This is a genomic window from Falsochrobactrum ovis (genome assembly GCF_003259955.1).
Classification (GTDB): domain Bacteria; phylum Pseudomonadota; class Alphaproteobacteria; order Rhizobiales; family Rhizobiaceae; genus Brucella; species Brucella ovis_A.
Genome location: NZ_QLMK01000003.1, coordinates 154,377 through 173,951, shown reverse-complemented (window position 1 = coordinate 173,951; position 19,575 = coordinate 154,377). Strand labels below are relative to the sequence as shown.

Here is a 19,575-nt window from a genome sequence, read left to right as displayed (position 1 = left end):
GACTTCACCGTGGGTGCCTCAGGCGCGGATTGAGCGCGATGGCAGCGACATCGGCAATGATATTAAGAATGACATAGGCCGCACCGAAGACGAGGGCCGCTGCCTGCACCAGTGGAAGGTCGCGCTTGGAAACAGCGTCCACCATGAAGCGGCCAAGGCCGTTATAGTTGAATACTGCTTCGACCAGCACCACACCGGTTATGAGGTAAGCGATGTTGAACGCTACCACATTGACGATAGGTGCTGCCGCATTGGGCAGGGCGTGCTTGGTCACAACGCGTTTGGTGCGCAGTCCCTTCAGATAGGCTGTTTCGACATAGGCCTGATCCATGACCGACAAAACGGCGGTGCGGGTCATACGCATCATTTGAGCCACCGTCACCAGAATCAGTGTCAGCGCGGGCAAGGCAGTGGCCCGGATCCATTCGACGATTGTCATGCCCTGATATGTGTCGGCAAGGCTCGGCAGTAGGTTGAAGCGGATCGACAGAAACAGGATCAGCAATAGGCCAAGGAAATATTCAGGCAGCGAAACGAAAGCAAGCGCCACGATATTCACAACGCGGTCGAAGAGACCGCCGCGCTTTACCGCAGTGATGAGGCCCAAGAGAATAGCAATAGGGACACTGATGACCGCCGCAAAGGCCGCAAGCGCCATTGTGTTCCAGAAACGTGGCCATAAGAGATCGGCAACCGGCTGCTGATTGGCTAGCGAAGTGCCAAGATCGCCCGTCACAAAACCAGCCAGCCACGAAAAATAGCGGGTGAGCACCGGTTGATTGAGACCGAGGCTTTCGCGGAGCGTGGCAAGCGCCTCTGGTGTGGCATTCTGGCCGAGAATGGCCGAAGCCACGTCCCCCGGCAGGATCTGTGTGCCGGCGAAAATCAACGCCGACACGAGGAACAGCGTGAGGAGTCCAAGCCCCATACGCTTGATAATGAGAGCGAACATTTATGTTTCCAGCCAGACTTTTTCGGCAAGGCGCGCACCCATCAGATTGAACATCGGATGGGGAGTGACACCCTTGACCTTCTTGGATGTAGCGTCGAGAAAATCGCCGAACATGGGGATAAGTGCGCCGCCATCATTGCTGATCATCGCTTGCAATTCGGCGTAAATTTCCTTGCGCTTCTCCTGATCGAGCATCGCACGAGCTTCGAGCAGCTTGGCATCGAAATCAGCTCGCTTCCAATGTGTATCGTTTTGCGATGCATTCGAAGCATAAGCGACCGACAGGGCCTGATCGGCGGTTGGACGACCACCGCGATAAGACATGCAGAACGGTGCTTTCATCCAGACATTATCCCAATACCCATCGGCTGGCTCGCGCTTAATGTCGATCTCAATGCCCGATTTGGCTGCGGCGGTGCGGAAAATTGCCGCTGCATCGACAGCACCTGTGAAAGCGGCATCGGAGGCAGATAACTGGATTTTCAGCGAATCCATGCCAGCCTGTTTGAGATAAAACTTGGCCTTTTCGGGATCATAAGCACGCTGCGGAAGCGAGAGGTCGAAGTAAGGGTCGGCGCTTGGGATCGGATTGTCGTTGCCCAGACGGCCATAACCGCGCAAAGCAGTTTTGAGCAGCTGCTCTCGGTCGATGGCGTGCTTGATAGCAAGGCGGATATTGTTGTCGGTAAATGGCGCTTGCGTGCAATCCATCAGGAAAGAAAAGTGCTGGCCGCCAGAGGACTGGACGATATTGAGGTTTGGATTGCGCTTGAGCAGATCGACGGTCTTGAAGTCGAGCTGGTTAATGGCGTGAACCTGACCGGACATTATGGCGTTGGTACGCGCGGACACATCATTGATGACAATAACTTCTACCGCATCGACCCAGGCTGTATTCGGCTTCCAATAGCTCTCATTGCGCGTGAAACGTGCACGCACACCGGGCTGAAAACGCTCAAAGACGAAAGGTCCGGTGCCGACAGGCTTGTTGAAATCCGTCCAGCCCTCAGGAATTACGAGGAAGTGATAATCGGACAGAATGTAAGGCAAATCGGCGTTGCCGCTCTTCAATGTGATCTTTATTGTAGCTGCATCGACCTTGGCAACGTCGGTAAATTCCGAGGCGAGAGAACGAGCGCCAGAGACGGTTTCGCCACGATGCAGGTTGATCGAATAGATGACGTCATCGGCGTCGAGTGTCTTGCCGTTATGGAAGGTTACCCCCTGGCGAACTTTAAAGGTCCATTCCTTGGCGTCGGCTGATGGCTCCCAGCTTTCGAGCAATTCCGGCACTGCATTATTATTGGAGTCGATTTCGACAAGGCCGTTCATCAGCATGTAAGCCTGAGCAACCGGAACCCAATCTTTCAGAAGACGCGGATCGAAATTATCAGTAGTGCTGCCGCCACCGATGCCAAGTTTGAGCACTCCGCCTCTCTTGGGTGCACCATCCTCTGCTGCAGAAGCGGGCGATGTAATCAGACCGCTCATGCCGGTGATGCCCACCAGTCCAAGACCAGCTGTACCCGCCATGAAACAACGACGCGTCAACTGAAACTGGCTCTTTTGCTCAGACATTATGTACCCCTGTGTTAAAATCATAGCTTATTTGTTTTGGCGAGTATGGTAGATGACTATACCCTTTGTTTTCAAGGGAGTATGGTCAGTTTTTAGGTATGACTTTTAAGCATACCCCCATGCGAAATGTGTGTCTTGGCATTTACGTGAACAGGATCTAAAGCAACCTTTAATAGGACCGGCAGGGTGTTTTCTCGCAAGAGCAGTTGTCCCCTGCTTTCCCAGATTTAGGTGATCTTGGAGATCGAAAATGGGTTTGCCAGACGTTATTGGCTTGGTGGGCGCGTTCTTTTACGTTCTTGGCTATGCGCTGATTCAATTGCGTATCTTTTCCGTTGACGATCCGATTATTCCGCTGCTGAATATTCTGGGTGGTTTCGCCTTGATCTATTCGCTTATCTGGAATTTCAATCTCGGTTCGTTCATTTCGCAAGTAGCCTGGGTCGTCATTACGATTGTCGGATATATCCGCTTTCGCATGGGGTCGCGGCCTTGCACCACTCGTCCGCAAGAATGAGACGCGAGGCGGATCCGGTCATCCTATGTGATCGGATCTGCTCCATTGCTAGCAATGAGCCAGTCCGACACTTCGCGCACAATTTTGCGCTGATGTCTATCGGCTGGTCGCATCAAGTAGAAATAGGCATTCGACCGCATCATATGACTGTGAACCGGGACTAATGTGCCATTCGCGAGCTGCTCCTTGATAAGCCATGTCCAGCCGAGAGTAATGCCGATGCCCTGCGTTGCCGCAGCGACACAAAGACCATAATCACCGAGGCGCCATTCTCGGACGCCGGGCGGTGGTGAAAGTCTGGCGTCATGCCACCATTCTGACCATCCTTGCCATTCGCGCATCGCATCCTCAATGGCGAGCAGAACAGGCGCTTCTTGCTCCATAATATTGGGTGTTCCCGGCGCTGATACCGGTACGACTTCTTCTCGACCAAGCACCGTGAGATTAACGCCGATAGGGCGCTCTTTGCGGTAGAACAATGCAAGGTCGAACTCATCAAGCCGCAAATGCGCGACGCCATCCGTCACACGTAACCGAATTTCAATGCCTAGAATCTCTGCCTTCAGCCGACTTATTCGAGAAAGAAACCACTGGTCGGCAATTCCGCGCGAGCAGGCGATGGTGATCTGTCGCGGCCCGCTCCATGCCCGCAGGCCATCGGTCACCGTGCTTAAATCTCCTAAAAGGCGGCTTACTTCCGAGGCATAGCTTTCCCCGATGGCGGTTAACTGCACTCCCACAGGTAGGCGGTTGAACAGTTTCGAGCCGATAAAGGCTTCGAGCTTGCCGATTTGTCGACTGACAGCGCTCTGGGTGAGGCCCAGTTCTAAACCTGCGCGCGAAAAACTCCCGAGCCGAGCTGCACTATCGAAGACCACAAGCGAATTAAGTGGTGGTAGGGACTGACGGCCGAATGCCAAAGTAGTTTTCTCCCGTTTGAAGGTATCCGATTACAAGCATCTGGGTTTTGCTGGTTTTTTTCCCTTCTGCTGCGCTATTGTAATTCAGTTTGCATAATCGAATGAAGATGAATGCTTATGCCGCGTTTTTATCAGGTTAAGTGCCGCTTAGTTTTCAACCCACGCCCATGCGATACTAGGATTGGTCGTTGGCCAGGCCGGGTCATGGCCATGCTTGGTCGTTCAACCCCTCAAACCGGCCTGTTTACTTTATGTATTGAAGTGTCGCCGCCAGCCTCTGGCTGAGATAGTCGGTCGTCCTTGCTAAAGCGTTAATTGCTAATGCCGGATCTCCGATTCTGACAAGCTTGCATCGATTAATTTAATGTTCTGAAAACTCCAAAATCGTGCCGGAGGCATTTTCTGGCAAAACAGCAATTCCAGCGTCGGTTTTTAGATAAGACACCTCATTTTTATCCAAAGCCGCGCTTACTTCCGCCAGCGAACTAACGCGGATCCGAAGTGCTGCAAAAGCATTTGAGGGCGTGTTGGAGAAATCAACATCAGGATAAATTTCCGCTGCGCGTTGTGCGCCAACAATGATGAGGTCAGCCGAATTGGCGCCCGTGGACACTCTCCATTCGCCATCCGCTTTGCCTACCTTGCCATCAGCAAACAATCTCGCAAAGCCTTGAGCCGTTTTTTCGGGATCGGCCGAAACCGCAATGATGGCGGAAAGCCCTATGGCGCCATTGCTGTGTTTGATCAGTTCAGGCAGCCAGACAGTCTCGCGGGTTTTATGCTGGCACATGAATACCATGCCTTGCGGCACTTCGCTTTGATCGTAGGAAACGGTTTCAAAAGCCGCCACACTTTCCTTACCATCCGATAGCGTTACCGGGCGTGCAAATGCACCCACTTCGCCGGTATGAAAGCATAAAGCGGTAAGCTGGGTTTTTGCATCTTGCGCATTGTCGATGCGGCAAGCTATTGCGTGAAGCCCTTCACCTTCCGAGGCTAGTTTATTACGTTGATGGATATTTCCGTCGGTCTCGTTAACAATGCCCAGAAGCTCAAAATAATCTTCCGGAAACATGATCGTATAATTTCCGGTTCCCTTTTCTTTGCTGTGCAGGCCGCGCGGGCTAAGAGTGAAGCCCAATTGACGATAGCGCTGAGCACTTTCTTCCAAATTTTTTACCAGAAGATAGACGTGATCAATGCCTTTAACCGGATGCGTCATCAAACTTCCTTTCAGCACAACCTGAGCAATATTCCTGATTTTAAGTTCGCAGCGATTTCCCACTTTAACGTGAGTCCCCCGTCAGCGGAGATATCCCACAACGCTGCACACTATTACTTTGGCATGTTTGCACAATGTTGCGATGATAAATTTTTCTAATTTTTATGATAATATTAGTTTGAATTCGCTGAATCGCTGTTTATTGTGGCAACGCAATGCAGATTGAGAGCCATTGCCAAAAGAAGCCGCTTTACGTTTATTTTCAGGGCCTTGAACAATAATGTGAGTTGCGGGAAAAGAAGCTAAACAGCCCTACCTCAACCGACTTCAGGGGAATAAAAATGCAGAATAGAATAGTTGGCCTTGGCGTTTTACTCGCTGCTTTTTCGGTCGCTGCGACTGCATCGCATGCGGAAGAAGTGCAGCGTGGCGGAACGGTCATTGTCCACATGAATACCGAACAGGGCGTGCTCAACCCAGCATTGCGCGCATCAACGGGTGTTTATCAGATCACGGGTCGCATTATGGAGCCTCTGATCGATAAGAGCTATGAAGGCTACGAGCCAGTTCTGGCCACGAGCTGGACCTCCTCTGATGATGGTAAGGAAATTACTTTCAAGCTTCGCGAAAATGTTCGCTGGCATGATGGCAAGCCGTTTAGCTGCGATGACGTAGCTTTCACCGCAATGAATATGTGGAAGACGCTGCTTAACTATTCGACGACATTGCAGGCAAATTTAGAAGCGGTTGACTGCCCTGATCCGCACACTGCTGTTTTCCGCTATTCAAAACCTATGCCGCTCGAACTGCTGGTCGCTGCGATGCCGGATCTTGGTCATCCAGTGCCCAAGCATCTTTATGAGGGCACTGATATTCTCAAGAATAAATATAATGCCGCGCCAGTCGGCACGGGTCCGTTTAAGTTTGTGCAGTATGAGCGGGGCCAGCACATCATTGCTGAGCGCAATGACGATTATTGGCGCGGAGAGCAATATCCATATCTCGACCGTGTTATCTGGCGCTTTATTCCAGATAAAGCCGCCGCCGCCGCGGCGCTCGAAGCCGAAGAAATGATGGAGACTGCATTTAACGGCATTTCTATGTCGGATACTGAGCGGCTGCAAAAAGATGGTCGTTTTGATACGGGCACTCAGGGTTTCGAAAACAATGTTGCGCATTCGACCGTTGAATTTAACTGGCGTAATCCAATTCTGGCCAATTTGAAGGTTCGTCAGGCCATCTATCACGGGCTTGATATTGATTTTGCCATCAACACGATCATGCGTGGCTATGCCAAACCCGGACGCGGCCCGATCCCCAGCAGCGGCGGAGCCAACTATACTGACGATGTTCGCGTTTATGAATATGACGTAGAAAAAGCCAAAGCATTGCTAGATGAAGCTGGCTATCCGGTCGGACCCGATGGCATCCGCTTCAAACTGCGGCATCGTCCGGCTCCATGGGGCGAATATACTCAGCTCTGGGCTGAATATTATGCGCAGGCAATGAAGGAAATCGGTATTGATGTCGAGTTGCTGACCAATGATGCGCCGGGTTTCCTCAATGGCGTCTATCGTGACCATGATTTTGATACTGCCAATGGCTGGCACCAGTTTCGCGCTGACCCAGCTGTTTCAACGACGGTTTGGTTGCGGTCCGGTGCGCCTGTGGGCACAGCCTGGTCCAACCAGTTCGACTATAAATCCGAAGAGATGGACAATCTGATTGATCAGGCTGCAACCGAGCTTAACCCGGAAAAGCGTGCGGAGCTTTACCATCAGATCCAGAAGCTCAGCATGGAAGAGCTGCCAGTAATCTTTGCGATTGAGCATCCTTTTGTTGGGGTCACGAACAAAAAGCTCAAGAATCATCACAACACACCGCGTTGGGATTCTTCGAGCTGGTATGATCTCTGGATCGAACAATAATTAATCTCACCGCTGCCGGACGGTCCGGCAGCGGTTATTTTTGAGCGAGCACAGCATATGCTTTGGAATATTTTGCAGGATAGTTCGCAATGGCGTTGCCCCCGATCCTGACATTTGCACTGCGGCGAATTTTACAGGCAATACCCGTCATTCTACTGATTATGATAGGGTCGTTTTTGCTGATCAAACTGGCGCCCGGCGACACAGTAGACGCGCTTGTGGGCGATATGGGCGGAGCGGATCCGCAATTCGTCGAACGGTTGCGCGCGGAATATGGCCTTGATCAGCCGGTCTGGGTGCAGCTTTGGCGTTATATGAGCAAGCTGGCGCAGTTCGATTTCGGCTGGTCGCACGTCTATGAGCTCCCCGTTCTTGACGTACTCTTGAGCCGTCTGGTGCCCACACTGTTATTGATGCTATCTGCCCTGACTGTGGCTTTTATTTTTGGCGTCGCACTCGGTGCTATCGCTGCACGGCGCGCCTATTCGCTGACGGATAACGCAATTTCCACGCTTGGCCTGATCTTTTATGCAATGCCAAGCTTTTTCCTCAGCCTTATTTTGATGTTCGTTTTTTCGGTCAAACTCGGCTGGCTTCCCGTTGGTGGCTATAAAACGATTGGTGGCTTTTATACCGGTTGGCAGAATGTCTGGGACATTACACTACATCTTATTATGCCGGCGACTGCGCTATCGCTGATTTATCTTGCATTCTATATGCGCCTCATGCGCACCAGCGTGCTGGAAGTTGAAGGGCTTGATTATGTGCGCACGGCCCGGGCCAAAGGAGCGAGCGGCGCAAGATTGATGTTCCATCACATCATGCGCAATGCGTTATTGCCGGTTGTTACTCTGCTGGGTTTACAATTTTCAACAGTACTTGGCGGTTCTGTTGTGGTGGAGACGATTTTTTCTTTACCGGGCCTCGGGCAGCTCGCCTATATGTCGGTCATCAAACGCGATCTCAATACATTAATGGGCATTATTTTCCTCTGCTCGGTGCTTGTGGTGATTGTCAATTTCATCACCGACCTGATTTATGCGCGTCTTGATTCAAGGATTGAATTGTCATGAGCAATCAGGATCTTACGCTCTCCGCACCGCAAGTTTCGCGGGCCAAAATTCTTTGGCAGCGCTTTCGTAGAAACCGCGCTGCCGTGCTTGGCCTGATGATTTTCATCATCGTGGTGGCGATTGCTGTTCTGGCAGGAATTATAACGCCCGGTGACCCTCTGCGACGCGCAGGCAACCCGCTTGTTTGGCCGTTTACAAATATGGCTACTCCACTGGGAACAGATCAGCTGGGGCGTGATATTATGGCGGGCATCTTTCACGGCGCGCGCATTTCCTTGCTGATTGGGGTTGTGGCAACGCTGATTTCGATTTTCATCGGTGTTTTGATTGGCGCTGTCGCGGGTTTTTATGGTGGCTGGGTTGATGACGTGTTGATGCGTATCACCGAAGCTTTCCAAACCGTTCCCAGTTTTGTGCTGCTTTTGGCTCTCGTAGCGATTTTCGGATCGTCGATTGAAAATATTATCATTTGCATTGGCATTGTGTCTTGGACTGCGCCAGCACGTATGGTGCGCGCTGAGTTTCTTGCATTGCGTAAGCGTGAATTTGTCGATGCTGTGCGGAATTTGGGCGTGGGGAATATTTCGATCATTTTCCGTGAGATTCTGCCCAATGCCCTGCCGCCCGTCATTGTATTTGCATCGGTTGTGATGGCGAATTCCATTTTAATGGAAAGCGGTTTGGCATTTCTGGGACTTGGTGATCCTAACTATGCAAGCTGGGGCAATATGATCGGGCAGGGGCGCGCAGTATTGCGTTCTGATTGGTACTGTTCGGTTATTCCGGGCATTGCAATTCTGCTGACGGTTCTTTCTTTCAGCCTTCTTGGTGAGGGATTGAATGATGCGCTTAATCCAAGGCAGAAAAAATGACTAATTCATCGGTTCTGGAAATTAAAAATCTGCAAATTGCGCTGCCTAAAGGTGCGGATCGTCCGCTGGCCTTGCAGGATCTGACGCTAAACATTCACCCAGGCGAGGTCGTTTGCCTTGTTGGCGAAAGCGGGTCGGGCAAATCGCTTTCCGCTGGGGCGATCATGCGGCTTCTGCCGGAGCCGCATGTGCGCGTCACCAATGGGACCATCAAGCTTGAAGGAGTCGATCTTTATTCGCTTAGCGAAGCAGAAATGAAAAAACTGCGCGGCGATCGGATTGGCATGATCTTTCAGGAGCCGATGACGGCCCTTAACCCGCAAAAAACGGTTGGCTGGCAAATTGATGAAGTGCTCCGGCTGCATACGAAGCTTGGTCGAAAAGAACGACGGGCTGCCGTGCTGGAAATGTTGCATGAGGTGAAAATTCCCGACCCAGAATCTGCCTATAATGCCTATCCGCATCAGATTTCTGGTGGCCAGCGCCAGCGCGTGATGATCGCAATGGCTTTGATCTTAAAGCCCCGTTTGATCATTGCAGATGAGCCAACCACAGCGCTTGATGTGACGACGCAGGCACAAATTCTCAAATTGATCCGTGACTTGCAAAAAGAGCATGACACGGGCATTCTCTTTATTACCCATGATTTTGGTGTGGTTGCCGAAATTGCTGATCGTGTTGCAGTGTTGCGCCTTGGTGAACTCGTGGAGCACGGCACCGCGCAGGAAGTGCTCAATCATCCCAAACACCCATATACACAGGCATTGATAGCATCAGTGCCTTCGCTCACTCCGCCAAAGCCGATTGATATTGCTCAAAACCAGCCGGTAATTTTGAAAGCGAATAATCTTCAAAAAACATTTAAGGCACGCGGTGGGCTGATTTCAGGAAAACGCAGTGCAGTGGCTGCGGTTAAAAATCTTACTTTTGAACTGCGTCAGGGCGAAACGCTGGGCGTGGTTGGTGAAAGTGGTTCTGGAAAAACGACCGTTTCGCGCATTGTGACCCGTTTGCTCGAAGCCGATAGCGGTAAGGTGGAAGTGAACGGCAAGGATTTTTTAAGCGCTAGCCCGCGTGAATTGCGCTCAATGCGCAAGAATATTCAAATGGTATTTCAAGACCCGATGGCGTCTCTCAATCCGCGTCGACGGGTGATTGACCTGATTGCGCAAGGGCCTATTGTTCATGGAGTGCCCAAAAGCCAAGCGCATGAAAAAGCCCGGGAATTGCTAGAGCTGGTCGAGCTTTCCCCAGCGGCGGCTGATCGCTTTCCGCATGAGTTTTCCGGCGGCCAGCGTCAACGTATCGGCATTGCGCGCGCGCTAGCATTGGAGCCGCGGATAATCGTTGCGGATGAGCCGGTTTCAGCGCTCGATGTTTCGGTTCAGGCGCAGGTTTTGCGGCTATTAGCGGAGCTTCGTGAGCGGCTAAATCTGTCTTTATTATTCGTCACCCATGATTTGCGCGTTGCGGCCCAGCTTTGTGATCGCATTATCGTCATGTCTAAGGGCGAAATTGCCGAAGCAGGATTAACTGCGGAAGTTTTCGCCAATCCAAAGGCCGAATATACGCAAAGATTATTGGCTTCAATTCCCGGCAAGGAATGGACACCACCCCATATTAACAGCGCGAGTGAGAACAGCTGATCAATGCAGAACGTTACTTTTCCGCCGTCTATCTGGGCAGCAACAGCGCCAGAACGTAAAATTACAGCGCCGCTCACACAAGATGTAGAGGCAGAAGTTGCCATTGTCGGCGGTGGTTTTAGCGGCCTTTCGGCAGCGCTTCATCTCGCCAAGCGAGGCAAGCGCGTGGTCTTGCTTGAAGGCAACGCGGTTGGTTGGGGCGCGTCGGGGCGCAATAATGGTCAGGTCATTCCAACCATGACTGCGGCTGAACCTGATGCAATCGCCCAGCGCTACGGAGCGGCGGGCGAACGATTTGCCAAATTGATTGGAAACAGTGCCGATATTCTGTTTGCAATCGTGCGGGAAGAAAATATTCAGGCCGAAGCGGAGCAGAATGGCTGGTTCCAGCCCGCCCATTCGCCGGGCCGGGTGAAACTGTCGCAAATGCGGGTAGAAGCCTGGAAACGTTTTGGATTTCCGGCTGAATTTTTAGACCGGGAAGCTACCCAAAAATTGCTCGGTAGTGATTTTTGGTATGGCGGCATGTTCAATCCGACCGGAGGTCATATTAATCCGCTTGCGCTTGCGCGTGGAATGGCGGCAGCCGTCGAAAGCCATGGCGCGATAATTTACGAACAAAGCCCGGTCACCTCTTACAAACAGATGGGCGATAGCTGGATTGTTCAAACCGATAAAGCCAGCTTACGAGCCAAGAGCTTTTTGCTGGCGACAAATGCCTATACTGGAGAGTTGCGCGAAAGCTTGGCTCCCCGTCTTGCGCGCACCATAGTGCCGGTGCTTTCATGGCAGATGGCAACCACGCCCTTGAGCGATAAGCTGCGCGCAACCATCTTGCCGGGCCGGCAGGCGGTTTCTGATACGCGTGGTGACTTGCGTTTCTTCCGCTATGATGCACGTAATCGATTGATTACTGGCGGGGTGGTGATGGGCAATTATAATGTTGCAGAACGCGTCAAGCGCAAGACAGCGCGCAATCTGGCTGAAGCGTTTCCCGCACTTGGCGAACCGGAAATTACCCATGTCTGGAGCGGATATATCGGCATGACATGGGATAGGTTTCCCCGCGTGCATAAGCTGGGACAAAATGGCTGGGCGTGGATTGGTTGCAATGGCCGAGGGGTTGCGCTCGGCACGGCCCTTGGCCGGGAAATTGCGCGGGCAATTGACGGCGAGCCGGTGCAGGAGCTTGCATTACCGCTTAGCGAACCGGCACCTTTACCGTTTCACAAAATTGCTCGGCGCATAGCGCCTTTCTATCTTTCCTGGCTTCGGCGCAAAGATCTCACCGAGCCTAAACTTTAATCAGTCTCGTTATTAATCATCTGAAAGGTCAGGTCCATGAATCAGATGCCAATTCTCGAACGTCGCCGCATCGAAGCGATGGTAATTAAGAATATTTATGATGTGCTTTGCGAACGCGTAGGCGAGGAGGAAGCGCAGGCTTCCATTGGCGAGGCGATCAGCCGCTCGGCGATCCAGCAAGGTAAAAGCTTTGCAGAAGAGCTAGGGCGCACGCCGACGATTCAGGATTTTGTCGATATCCAGCCTCTTTGGACCAAAGATAACGCTCTTGAAATTGATGTTATTTCGCAGAGCGAAGAGCATTTCGATTTCAATGTTACGCGCTGCCGTTATTCGGAAATGTATCGCGAAATGGGGCTTGGCCATATCGGTCATCTACTGTCATGCAATCGTGACGGTGATTTCTGCATCGGATACAATCCAGATATGAAGCTCAAGCGCACCCAGACCATAATGCAGGGCGCAAGCCATTGCGATTTCCGCTATCGTCTAGAAACATCAGAAAATGAAAAAGGGGCTGAAAATGCCGGTTGAAAATTGGACTGCAAACCAGCTCGATGATCTGATTGCCTTCCGCCGCGACCTGCATCAGAATCCTGAACTGCTTTATGATGTCGAGCGCACCGCTGAAAAGGTTGCAGATGCATTGCGTGCAGCAGGTGTGGATGAGGTTGTAACTGGTATCGGTCGCACCGGCGTAGTCGGGGTTATTCATGGTCAGACGAATAATTCTGGCCGCACGATTGGACTGCGTGCCGATATGGATGCATTGCCGATTTTTGAGGAAACCGGCGCAGAATGGGCATCGAAAATTCCAGGCAAAATGCATGCTTGTGGCCATGATGGCCATACAACTATGCTTTTGGGTGCGGCTCGTGAACTGGCGAAAAGCCGTGCATTTGATGGAAAAGTCGTAGTTATTTTCCAGCCTGCCGAAGAGGGTGGCGCAGGCGCAAAAGCCATGATCGATGACGGTTTGTTAAGCCGTTGGCCGTTGGACGAAGTCTACGGGATGCACAATCGCCCCAATCTTCCGGTTGGACATTTCACTATTAATTCCGGTCCGATTATGGGCTCGGTCGATGTGCTAGAAATTGAGATTGAGGGCATCGGTGGTCATGCGGCCACGCCACACCACACGGTTGACCCCATTCCGGTAACAGCGGCACTTATCCAGGCAATTCAGACTTTAAGCGCACGGACGATAGACCCTCTTGATTCAGCGGTGATTTCGATCACGACCATTCATGGCGGCGATGCGTTTAACGTTATTCCGCAGACAATCAAACTCTCCGGTACGGTGCGCACCTTGCGCGAAGAGGTGCGTGATCACATCGAAGAGCGCCTAGCTCGTGCAGTGCAGGGCATCGCCGACGCTTTTGGTGCAAAGGCCAAGCTCGATTATCAGCGCAACTATCCTGTGACCGTCAATCATGAGCGTGAAACTGAGCTTGCGGCGCTTGCTGCCGAGGCGGTTGCAGGGGCTGAACGCGTAACCCGCGATATGCCGGCAACGCTTGGCGGTGAAGATTTTGCTTTTTTGCTGAACGAAGTTCCAGGCGCCATGATCAATATTGGCAACGGCAGCAGTGCTAATCTGCATCATCCAAAATATGATTTTAATGATGACGCTATTGCCTGGGGCTGCTCTTATTGGACAACGCTTGTGCGCCAAAGATTGCCGCTGATTTCCTAGCGGCAGTTTCGCAGCGATGGAGGGGAGGCCATCATGGGGCATGAAAAATCGATTGCAGTTCTCACCGGCTCTGTAGAAGGGCCGGTGATTTCCTGTAAGGAAGGGCTGAGCTTTTGGGGTGGCGTTGACCCGGCTACCGGTAAAGTTACCGATGTGCATCACCCGTTGCATGGTACCTGCCTGACGGGCAGCGTGTTGTTCATGCCAACCAGCCGTGGTTCCTGTTCAGGATCAGGGGTTATCCTTGATATGATCCTGAAAGACCGCTCGCCCGCCGCACTCATCTTTAGCGAAGCGGAAGATATATTGACGCTGGGCGCATTGATTGGCAGCGAGATGTTTGGAAAATCGCTTCCAGTTATCCGTCTTGCACCTGATAAATTCGAGCTTTTGTCGCGCGTGCAGAAGTTGAAAATTAGCCCAAACTTGATTGAAGCGGATGAGATCAAGGTGGCGCTTGAAGCACCGGCGCTTGAGGCGCTTGATCTCAACGCATCTGACCAAGCAATGCTGGCTGGAGAAGAGGGGGAAGCCGTTCGTCAGGCAATGCGCATAATTTGCGCTATGGCCAACCAACAGGGCGCGCAAGGGCTAATTGACGTTCGTCAGGGGCATATTGATGGTTGCATTTATGCCAGCCCTGCCAATCTGATATTTGCCGAGAAAATCGCTGATATGGGAGCAAAAGTGCGCATTCCCACAACAATGAACGCGATTTCTGTCGATTTGGCCAATTGGCAAAACCAAGGCGTTCCAGTCGGCTTTGGAGAATCCGCAGCGCGACTTGCAAAAGCCTATGTCCGCATGGGGTGCCAACCAAGTTTCACATGTTCACCCTATTTGCTTGATAGCGCTCCAAAAACGGGCGACGCCATCGCTTGGGCGGAATCCAATGCCGTTGTATTTGCGAACACAGTTCTAGGAGCGAGAACGGCAAAACATCCTGATTTTCTTGATCTTTTCATTGCTCTGACAGGCCGAGCGCCCAATTCTGGTGTCTATCTTGAGGAAAATCGGAAAGCATCCCGCATTATTGATGTAGACTTGCCGGACGCGCTGGATGATGGTTTTTGGCCGGTAGTCGGTTATCTCGCTGGCAAAAAAGCACCCGATTGCATTCCGCTTTTGCGTGGTCTTGCAGCGGGTCAACCCTCACGCGATGATCTTAAGGCTTTATGTGCGGCCTTTGGCACGACATCAGCAGCACCGATGCTGCATATTGAAGGTGTGACACCCGAGGCACATCTCTCGGCGGCAGCGGATGCGGATTTCGTGAAAATTTCTGCTAACGAGCTGATAGAGGCATGGACGAGCCTGAATTCAGGCCCGGAAGAGGTTGAACTGGTGGCCATCGGCAGTCCGCATGCCTCGCTTGAAGAATGTCGCGCCTTTGCCGAAAGATTATCAATTGCACTTGCTGGACAGACACGCAAATCTCAAACCGCGATCATCATCACGGCGGGCCATTCAGTTATCGACGCTTGCCAAAAAGACGGCACGTTTAAACGTCTGCAAATGATGGATGTCCAACTTTTACCCGATCTCTGCTGGTGCTCAATCTCAGAGCCGGTGTTTCCGATAAGGACCCGTGCCCTTATCACGAATTCTGGGAAATATGCTCATTATGGTCCCGGCCTATCTGGCAGGATTGTGCGGTTTGGCAGTCTTTCCGATTGCGTAGAAGCGGCAATTCACGGCAGGGTCGCACCACGCCGATCCGGCTGGTTTTCGTGAATATGTAAGCGTAAAAACGCCGCGCTCTCATGCGCGGCGTCCCAGTTTAGAAGAATGTGACAATCAGCCGTCGATCTTGCCGATGGTGAAGAACTGAGTTTCACCATTGCTGCCGTCAACGCCATCATTATCGGTCACAACAAAGGCATTGCCCGATTTGGTAATGGCAAAACCCTCGACCTTATCTGGCACAAAACCATTGAGCTGCTTGAGATCAGGAATGAAATCACGCACCAAAACCTTGGTAGCGACTGGCAGATTTTCACCCAGTTCCACGGGATTAAGGTCGGCGAGTGCAACCTTATAAAGGCGTTTGTTTACTGCCTCAGCACCGATCAAATTATCCCGTTCGATAATATAGAGATCGCCATTATGGGCGGTCACTTCCGAAAGTCCAACCCAGCCTTTTTCTTTCGGATCAAGAGGATAGGCAACCGCCTTCCAGCTTTTATCTTTGATGTTATAAGCAAGAATTTTAACATGGCCTTCATCATCGTCGGCCCATTCGCGCTGGATAACCATCCACAAAGTGGCATCATCGCCTTCGCCAACGCGGGTGATACCCTCAAGACCAAAGCGAGTTTGATGTTTGAGCAGCTCCGCGGGAAGAGCGATCTCTTTCTTGATCACGCCACTCTCGTCAACATTGAAGATTGCATGCGGAACGAGTTTTGCTTGATCGCCTTCATTGGCGAGCCAGAATCCACCTTCGCCATCGGTTGTGATACCTTCCAAATCGATTTTCTGGGCTGCATCCTTGCCACGTTTTACCACAAGCGCCGAAGTAATCTTCGCTGGCTGCTGATTGGCATCGATTGTGTAAATGGTGGGTGCTGCGTGATAGGCCGAGTCGGAAACGGCATAGAAAATACCGTCCTTATTTTCATCCGCCACCATGCCCGAGAGTGCGCCCCATCCGATTGGCGTTCCTTCCTGGCTAAATTCAGAAACCAATTGCGGATATTGAGCAGGAGCATCTTGTAATTCGTAAATCATAACATGTGAACGCGCGCCACCATCTTCGCCAAGATCGGTTTCGTTAGCTGTTACGAAAAGATTACGCGATGGGATTGCAAGCAGACCTTCAGGTCCAATGCCAGATGGTAGCAATTGCAGCAATTCAGGTTCACTGCCCGTATCTTTATAAACGCCAACGATGGATCCGCGTTCGCTTGCAACAAAAAGATAGTTGGTTTCACCAAATTTACCAACTTCGGCCCCTTCGGGTTCAATGCCTTTCTTATTGCGTTTATCTGGATAATGACCGGCGGCGGCAATCTGATGCTCAAGCGTTGCCCCGGATTCATAGAGCAGCTTTCCATCTTTGGAGAAAATGGAAAAACCACGTGATCCGCCCTTATAGTCACCCTCATTCGCAATCAATATACGGTCATTATCGACCCATTTTATGGTGTCAGGCTCGCGTGCAACAGATTTCAATTCACTATCGAAGGTAATCTGGCCATCTTTTTTGGTATCGATCTTGTCAAGATCGACATGACCAGCAGAAAAATGTGAGATGATCTCGCCGGTCTCAGCATCAATGATAGCTATGTGATTGTTTTCCTGAAGCGTGACAGCAATTTGGTTGAGAGTATTAAATGAAACAAATTCCGGCTCGGGATCGTCAGTGCCTATTTCTGCAATGCCGGTGAGATCGACTTTTTTCATGGTCGCGCAATCAATTTGACCGTTTTGCATGTTAAAAATAGTCAAATAACCGGCCGGTAATTGCGGGAGTTCTCCATTATTGAGATCTTCGTCTCGTTCATTTTCAATAGCAACGGCCAGATATTTCTGATCGTCTGATACGGCCACAGAATCCGGTTGCCCACCAAGATCACAGCTATTTTCGATTTTTCGGCTCGCAATATCGATAATATCTAAACGACCAGAAGGGGATGTATAGCTTTCCGATGTGTTCACGCCAGCAAATACGCGTGATCCCGCGACTGCTACCGAAGTAGGCTCGCCATCAACTTGGAGAATTCCACCCGCTTTTGGCGTTTTTGGATCGGTGATATCAATAAAGCCAATCGCACCATAAGGGCTGTCGGAATAAATCAGCGTATTGCCATCTTCTGTCACAGTGATGATTTCAGAGGAAGTCGGTTTTGACTTATCAGCGCCAGCGGGAAGATTATCGACAACGGAAAATGATGCAATGCGGTTGAAAACCGGCTCGGCTGCGGCAGAAAAAGCCACGGAAGCGGAAAGCGCTGTCAAAAGTGCCAGCGTGATCGGACGTCTGTTCATAAGAAACCTCGGAACCAAATTGAAACCGAGGCGAGCTTTGAAGTCCGAACATTGCAGTGAGATGACGGATATATGAAGAAACGATGACGCTCCAATTTGGTGGTGGCGCGCTATCTCAACGATTTGCTAATTGCAAAAAGCACATTGCTCCAAAACGGATGCAATGTGCTTTAATGGATTAGTCTATCGTCTCAGTAAGCAGCAATTTATTATGCTGCTGCATCCGAGGATGAAGGTGGCGTAGGTGAAGGCCTGCTAGGACGAGCCGGAAGAGACTTCCTCTTGGGGCGGGGTAGCAAACCTTCTCTCTGTGCTCTCTTCCTTGCGTCTTTTCGCGCACGACGAATGGCTTCGCCTTTTTCTCGTGTGCGGCGTTCCGACGGCTTTTCATACGCACGACGTGCTTTAAGTTCGCGGAATATGCCTTCGCGTTGCATCTTTTTTTTGAGCGCCCGAAGTGCCTGATCCACATTGTTATCACGTACTATAACTTGCAAGTTACCTCCTTTTACAGCATCAGCTGCTAAACTGTTAAAGTGATGCTCTTCAAAAACATGATCGTAGTAACGGAGACCTTTATTCTACATCATTGTCTTTTCCGAGTTGCGGGAATTGGGTCGGTAAGTTCAGCCCGTTCCAAACGCGCTGCTCTAAGCCGCTTGGTCTTTGCTGATGCGGCTGCTTTTTCGCTATCTAAAATTTCTCTCGCAACGCGATCTGTTTCGGCGTGTTTACTCTCCATGCGAGTGAGCGGCTTTTTAAAGAGATTGTCTTTATTCAAGCCCGGATTATTTTGATTTTGCATTGCCATTTCCTATCAATGGTCAGAGCGCTGCTTCTGATACTCGAGGGAAGCAATGCGTTAAAAGCGTTGCGAACGCGTTCTTGAAGAACCACCACCAGAACGGCGGAGTATATTGGCAAGCTTGCTCCAGTCAGTCGAAGGTTGCGACATTTGCTGGCGAGCCTTCTCAACTTCAGCCGCACTAGCGTTCAAAGAAGCGGCGGCTTTGAGATACTCCGTCCGGGGTCTATTCATTCGAACCTCGTTTCGTTCATCGTTCAGGCGCATCAATTTTTTATTGAATGAGCCGGAGACGGATTGACGCGCAACTTGTCCGAAAACCGTGTCACATTGGTCGGAATGCGCTTCCAACGGTTAAAAAAAGGCCGGGAATTCCCCGACCTTCCAATCGTCTCAACAATCTGCGCCAGTACATCCGTGGTCACAGATTGGAAACAATATTTAAGACACTAATTAAAGTGCCTGAAGATTTTCAGCGGCAGACTTGCCTGAACGACGGTCTGCAACAACTTCAAAGCTCACTTTTTGACCTTCGTGAAGGCTCGAAAGTCCTGAGCGTTCAACAGCCGATATATGTACGAATACATCTGCAGCACCATCATCGGGCTGAATGAAACCAAAACCTTTGGTGGTGTTGAAGAATTTTACTGTACCGTTTGCCATATTGAATTCCTTTCAATTTCGCATGGTTGACATAAAGCGGAACTATCCGCTGCCTGATTACACGAGATTGAAAGAAAGAAATTGAGCAGTCGGCCCAGATACATTCAGAAACAAAATCGATACACTCAATATAAGCGATGGTTCTTATTTTTACAAGGCCAGATGTTCGATTAATTTAATCGTTAGCAATATTTAATTTACTTTGCCACGCAGTCGGTATTTCCGGTTGGTGTAGAGATCGGCTCCAAAATTCTGGAGAAATATCAAGCATAATCTCGAAACGGGGGGCGTCGGTTTTAACAAACTGCATCACCCGACATAATAGTTGTGTTTAAAACTTTTAATCTCGATCGATGTTTTTGCTGCAGGCATAGAGGTGGATTTCGTGCCTATTCGATTTCCGACGAA

Annotated in this window: 18 protein-coding genes; 9 read left to right on the top strand and 9 right to left on the bottom strand. The window is 50.8% G+C overall.

What is annotated here, in order from left to right:
• Positions 1–4: 4 nt before the first annotated feature.
• Together C7374_RS06405 and C7374_RS06400 are read right to left on the bottom strand one after the other, a co-directional pair.
• Positions 5–952 carry an ABC transporter permease gene (locus C7374_RS06405; protein ID WP_111574780.1) on the bottom strand — a complete coding sequence of 316 codons (948 nt, stop codon included), beginning with the start codon at positions 950–952 and terminating at the stop codon, positions 5–7.
• The gene (locus C7374_RS06400) at positions 953–2,530 is read right to left on the bottom strand and encodes an ABC transporter substrate-binding protein (RefSeq protein ID WP_111574779.1); all 1,578 of its coding nucleotides are present in this window, start codon (positions 2,528–2,530) and stop codon (positions 953–955) included. It lies immediately after the preceding gene.
• A gap of 250 nt (positions 2,531–2,780) precedes the next feature.
• Between C7374_RS06400 and C7374_RS06395 the strand changes: the two genes are divergently transcribed.
• Positions 2,781–3,047 (top strand): CBU_0592 family membrane protein, encoded by a 267-nt coding sequence (locus tag C7374_RS06395; protein ID WP_111574778.1) that lies wholly within the window; start codon positions 2,781–2,783, stop codon positions 3,045–3,047.
• A gap of 23 nt (positions 3,048–3,070) precedes the next feature.
• Here C7374_RS06395 and C7374_RS06390 read toward each other — a convergent pair whose 3' ends face one another.
• Both C7374_RS06390 and C7374_RS06385 read right to left on the bottom strand, forming a co-directional pair.
• The gene (locus tag C7374_RS06390) at positions 3,071–3,967 is read right to left on the bottom strand and encodes a LysR substrate-binding domain-containing protein (RefSeq protein ID WP_111574777.1); all 897 of its coding nucleotides are present in this window, start codon (positions 3,965–3,967) and stop codon (positions 3,071–3,073) included.
• 361 nt (positions 3,968–4,328) lie between these two features.
• Positions 4,329–5,189: a VOC family protein gene (locus tag C7374_RS06385; protein WP_111574957.1), complete on the bottom strand. Its 861-nt coding sequence runs from the start codon at positions 5,187–5,189 to the stop codon at positions 4,329–4,331.
• A 341-nt stretch (positions 5,190–5,530) separates the two neighbouring features.
• Between C7374_RS06385 and C7374_RS06380 the strand changes: the two genes are divergently transcribed.
• The 8 genes from C7374_RS06380 (at position 5,531) to lhpI (ending at position 15,443) form a co-directional block, all read left to right on the top strand.
• Positions 5,531–7,117, top strand: coding sequence for an ABC transporter substrate-binding protein (locus C7374_RS06380; protein ID WP_111574776.1), 1,587 nt, complete (start codon positions 5,531–5,533; stop codon positions 7,115–7,117).
• 89 nt (positions 7,118–7,206) lie between these two features.
• Complete coding sequence (locus C7374_RS06375) at positions 7,207–8,190, top strand: ABC transporter permease (protein ID WP_111574775.1); 984 nt, start codon at positions 7,207–7,209, stop codon at positions 8,188–8,190.
• Positions 8,187–9,062, top strand: coding sequence for an ABC transporter permease (locus C7374_RS06370; RefSeq protein ID WP_111574774.1), 876 nt, complete (start codon positions 8,187–8,189; stop codon positions 9,060–9,062). The genes C7374_RS06375 and C7374_RS06370 overlap by 4 nt, the downstream gene beginning before the upstream one ends.
• Positions 9,059–10,708 (top strand): ABC transporter ATP-binding protein, encoded by a 1,650-nt coding sequence (locus C7374_RS06365; RefSeq protein ID WP_111574773.1) that lies wholly within the window; start codon positions 9,059–9,061, stop codon positions 10,706–10,708. The genes C7374_RS06370 and C7374_RS06365 overlap by 4 nt, the downstream gene beginning before the upstream one ends.
• Before the next feature lie 3 nt (positions 10,709–10,711).
• A complete protein-coding gene (locus C7374_RS06360; RefSeq protein ID WP_111574772.1) occupies positions 10,712–12,013 on the top strand; it encodes an NAD(P)/FAD-dependent oxidoreductase in 1,302 nt (433 codons plus the stop codon).
• A gap of 36 nt (positions 12,014–12,049) precedes the next feature.
• A complete protein-coding gene (locus tag C7374_RS06355) occupies positions 12,050–12,547 on the top strand; it encodes an L-2-amino-thiazoline-4-carboxylic acid hydrolase (RefSeq protein ID WP_111574771.1) in 498 nt (165 codons plus the stop codon).
• Positions 12,537–13,709, top strand: coding sequence for a M20 aminoacylase family protein (locus tag C7374_RS06350; protein WP_111574770.1), 1,173 nt, complete (start codon positions 12,537–12,539; stop codon positions 13,707–13,709). Before C7374_RS06355 ends, C7374_RS06350 begins: the two co-directional genes overlap by 11 nt.
• A gap of 33 nt (positions 13,710–13,742) precedes the next feature.
• The gene (lhpI, locus tag C7374_RS06345; RefSeq protein WP_111574769.1) at positions 13,743–15,443 is read left to right on the top strand and encodes a cis-3-hydroxy-L-proline dehydratase; all 1,701 of its coding nucleotides are present in this window, start codon (positions 13,743–13,745) and stop codon (positions 15,441–15,443) included.
• Between the two features lie 63 nt (positions 15,444–15,506).
• Here the strand turns inward: lhpI and C7374_RS06340 are convergent, their stop codons facing one another.
• The 5 genes from C7374_RS06340 to C7374_RS06320 form a co-directional block, all read right to left on the bottom strand.
• The gene (locus tag C7374_RS06340) at positions 15,507–17,699 is read right to left on the bottom strand and encodes an esterase-like activity of phytase family protein (RefSeq protein ID WP_111574768.1); all 2,193 of its coding nucleotides are present in this window, start codon (positions 17,697–17,699) and stop codon (positions 15,507–15,509) included.
• Between the two features lie 209 nt (positions 17,700–17,908).
• Positions 17,909–18,196, bottom strand: a complete 288-nt coding sequence (gene rpsU / locus C7374_RS06335) for a 30S ribosomal protein S21 (RefSeq protein ID WP_111574767.1) — start codon at positions 18,194–18,196, stop codon at positions 17,909–17,911.
• An 89-nt stretch (positions 18,197–18,285) separates the two neighbouring features.
• Positions 18,286–18,504, bottom strand: coding sequence for a hypothetical protein (locus tag C7374_RS06330; RefSeq protein ID WP_111574766.1), 219 nt, complete (start codon positions 18,502–18,504; stop codon positions 18,286–18,288).
• A gap of 57 nt (positions 18,505–18,561) precedes the next feature.
• Positions 18,562–18,738 carry a hypothetical protein gene (locus C7374_RS15895; RefSeq protein ID WP_158527806.1) on the bottom strand — a complete coding sequence of 59 codons (177 nt, stop codon included), beginning with the start codon at positions 18,736–18,738 and terminating at the stop codon, positions 18,562–18,564.
• Between the two features lie 219 nt (positions 18,739–18,957).
• Positions 18,958–19,167, bottom strand: coding sequence for a cold-shock protein (locus tag C7374_RS06320; RefSeq protein WP_111574764.1), 210 nt, complete (start codon positions 19,165–19,167; stop codon positions 18,958–18,960).
• Between the last annotated feature and the right edge of the window lie 408 nt (positions 19,168–19,575).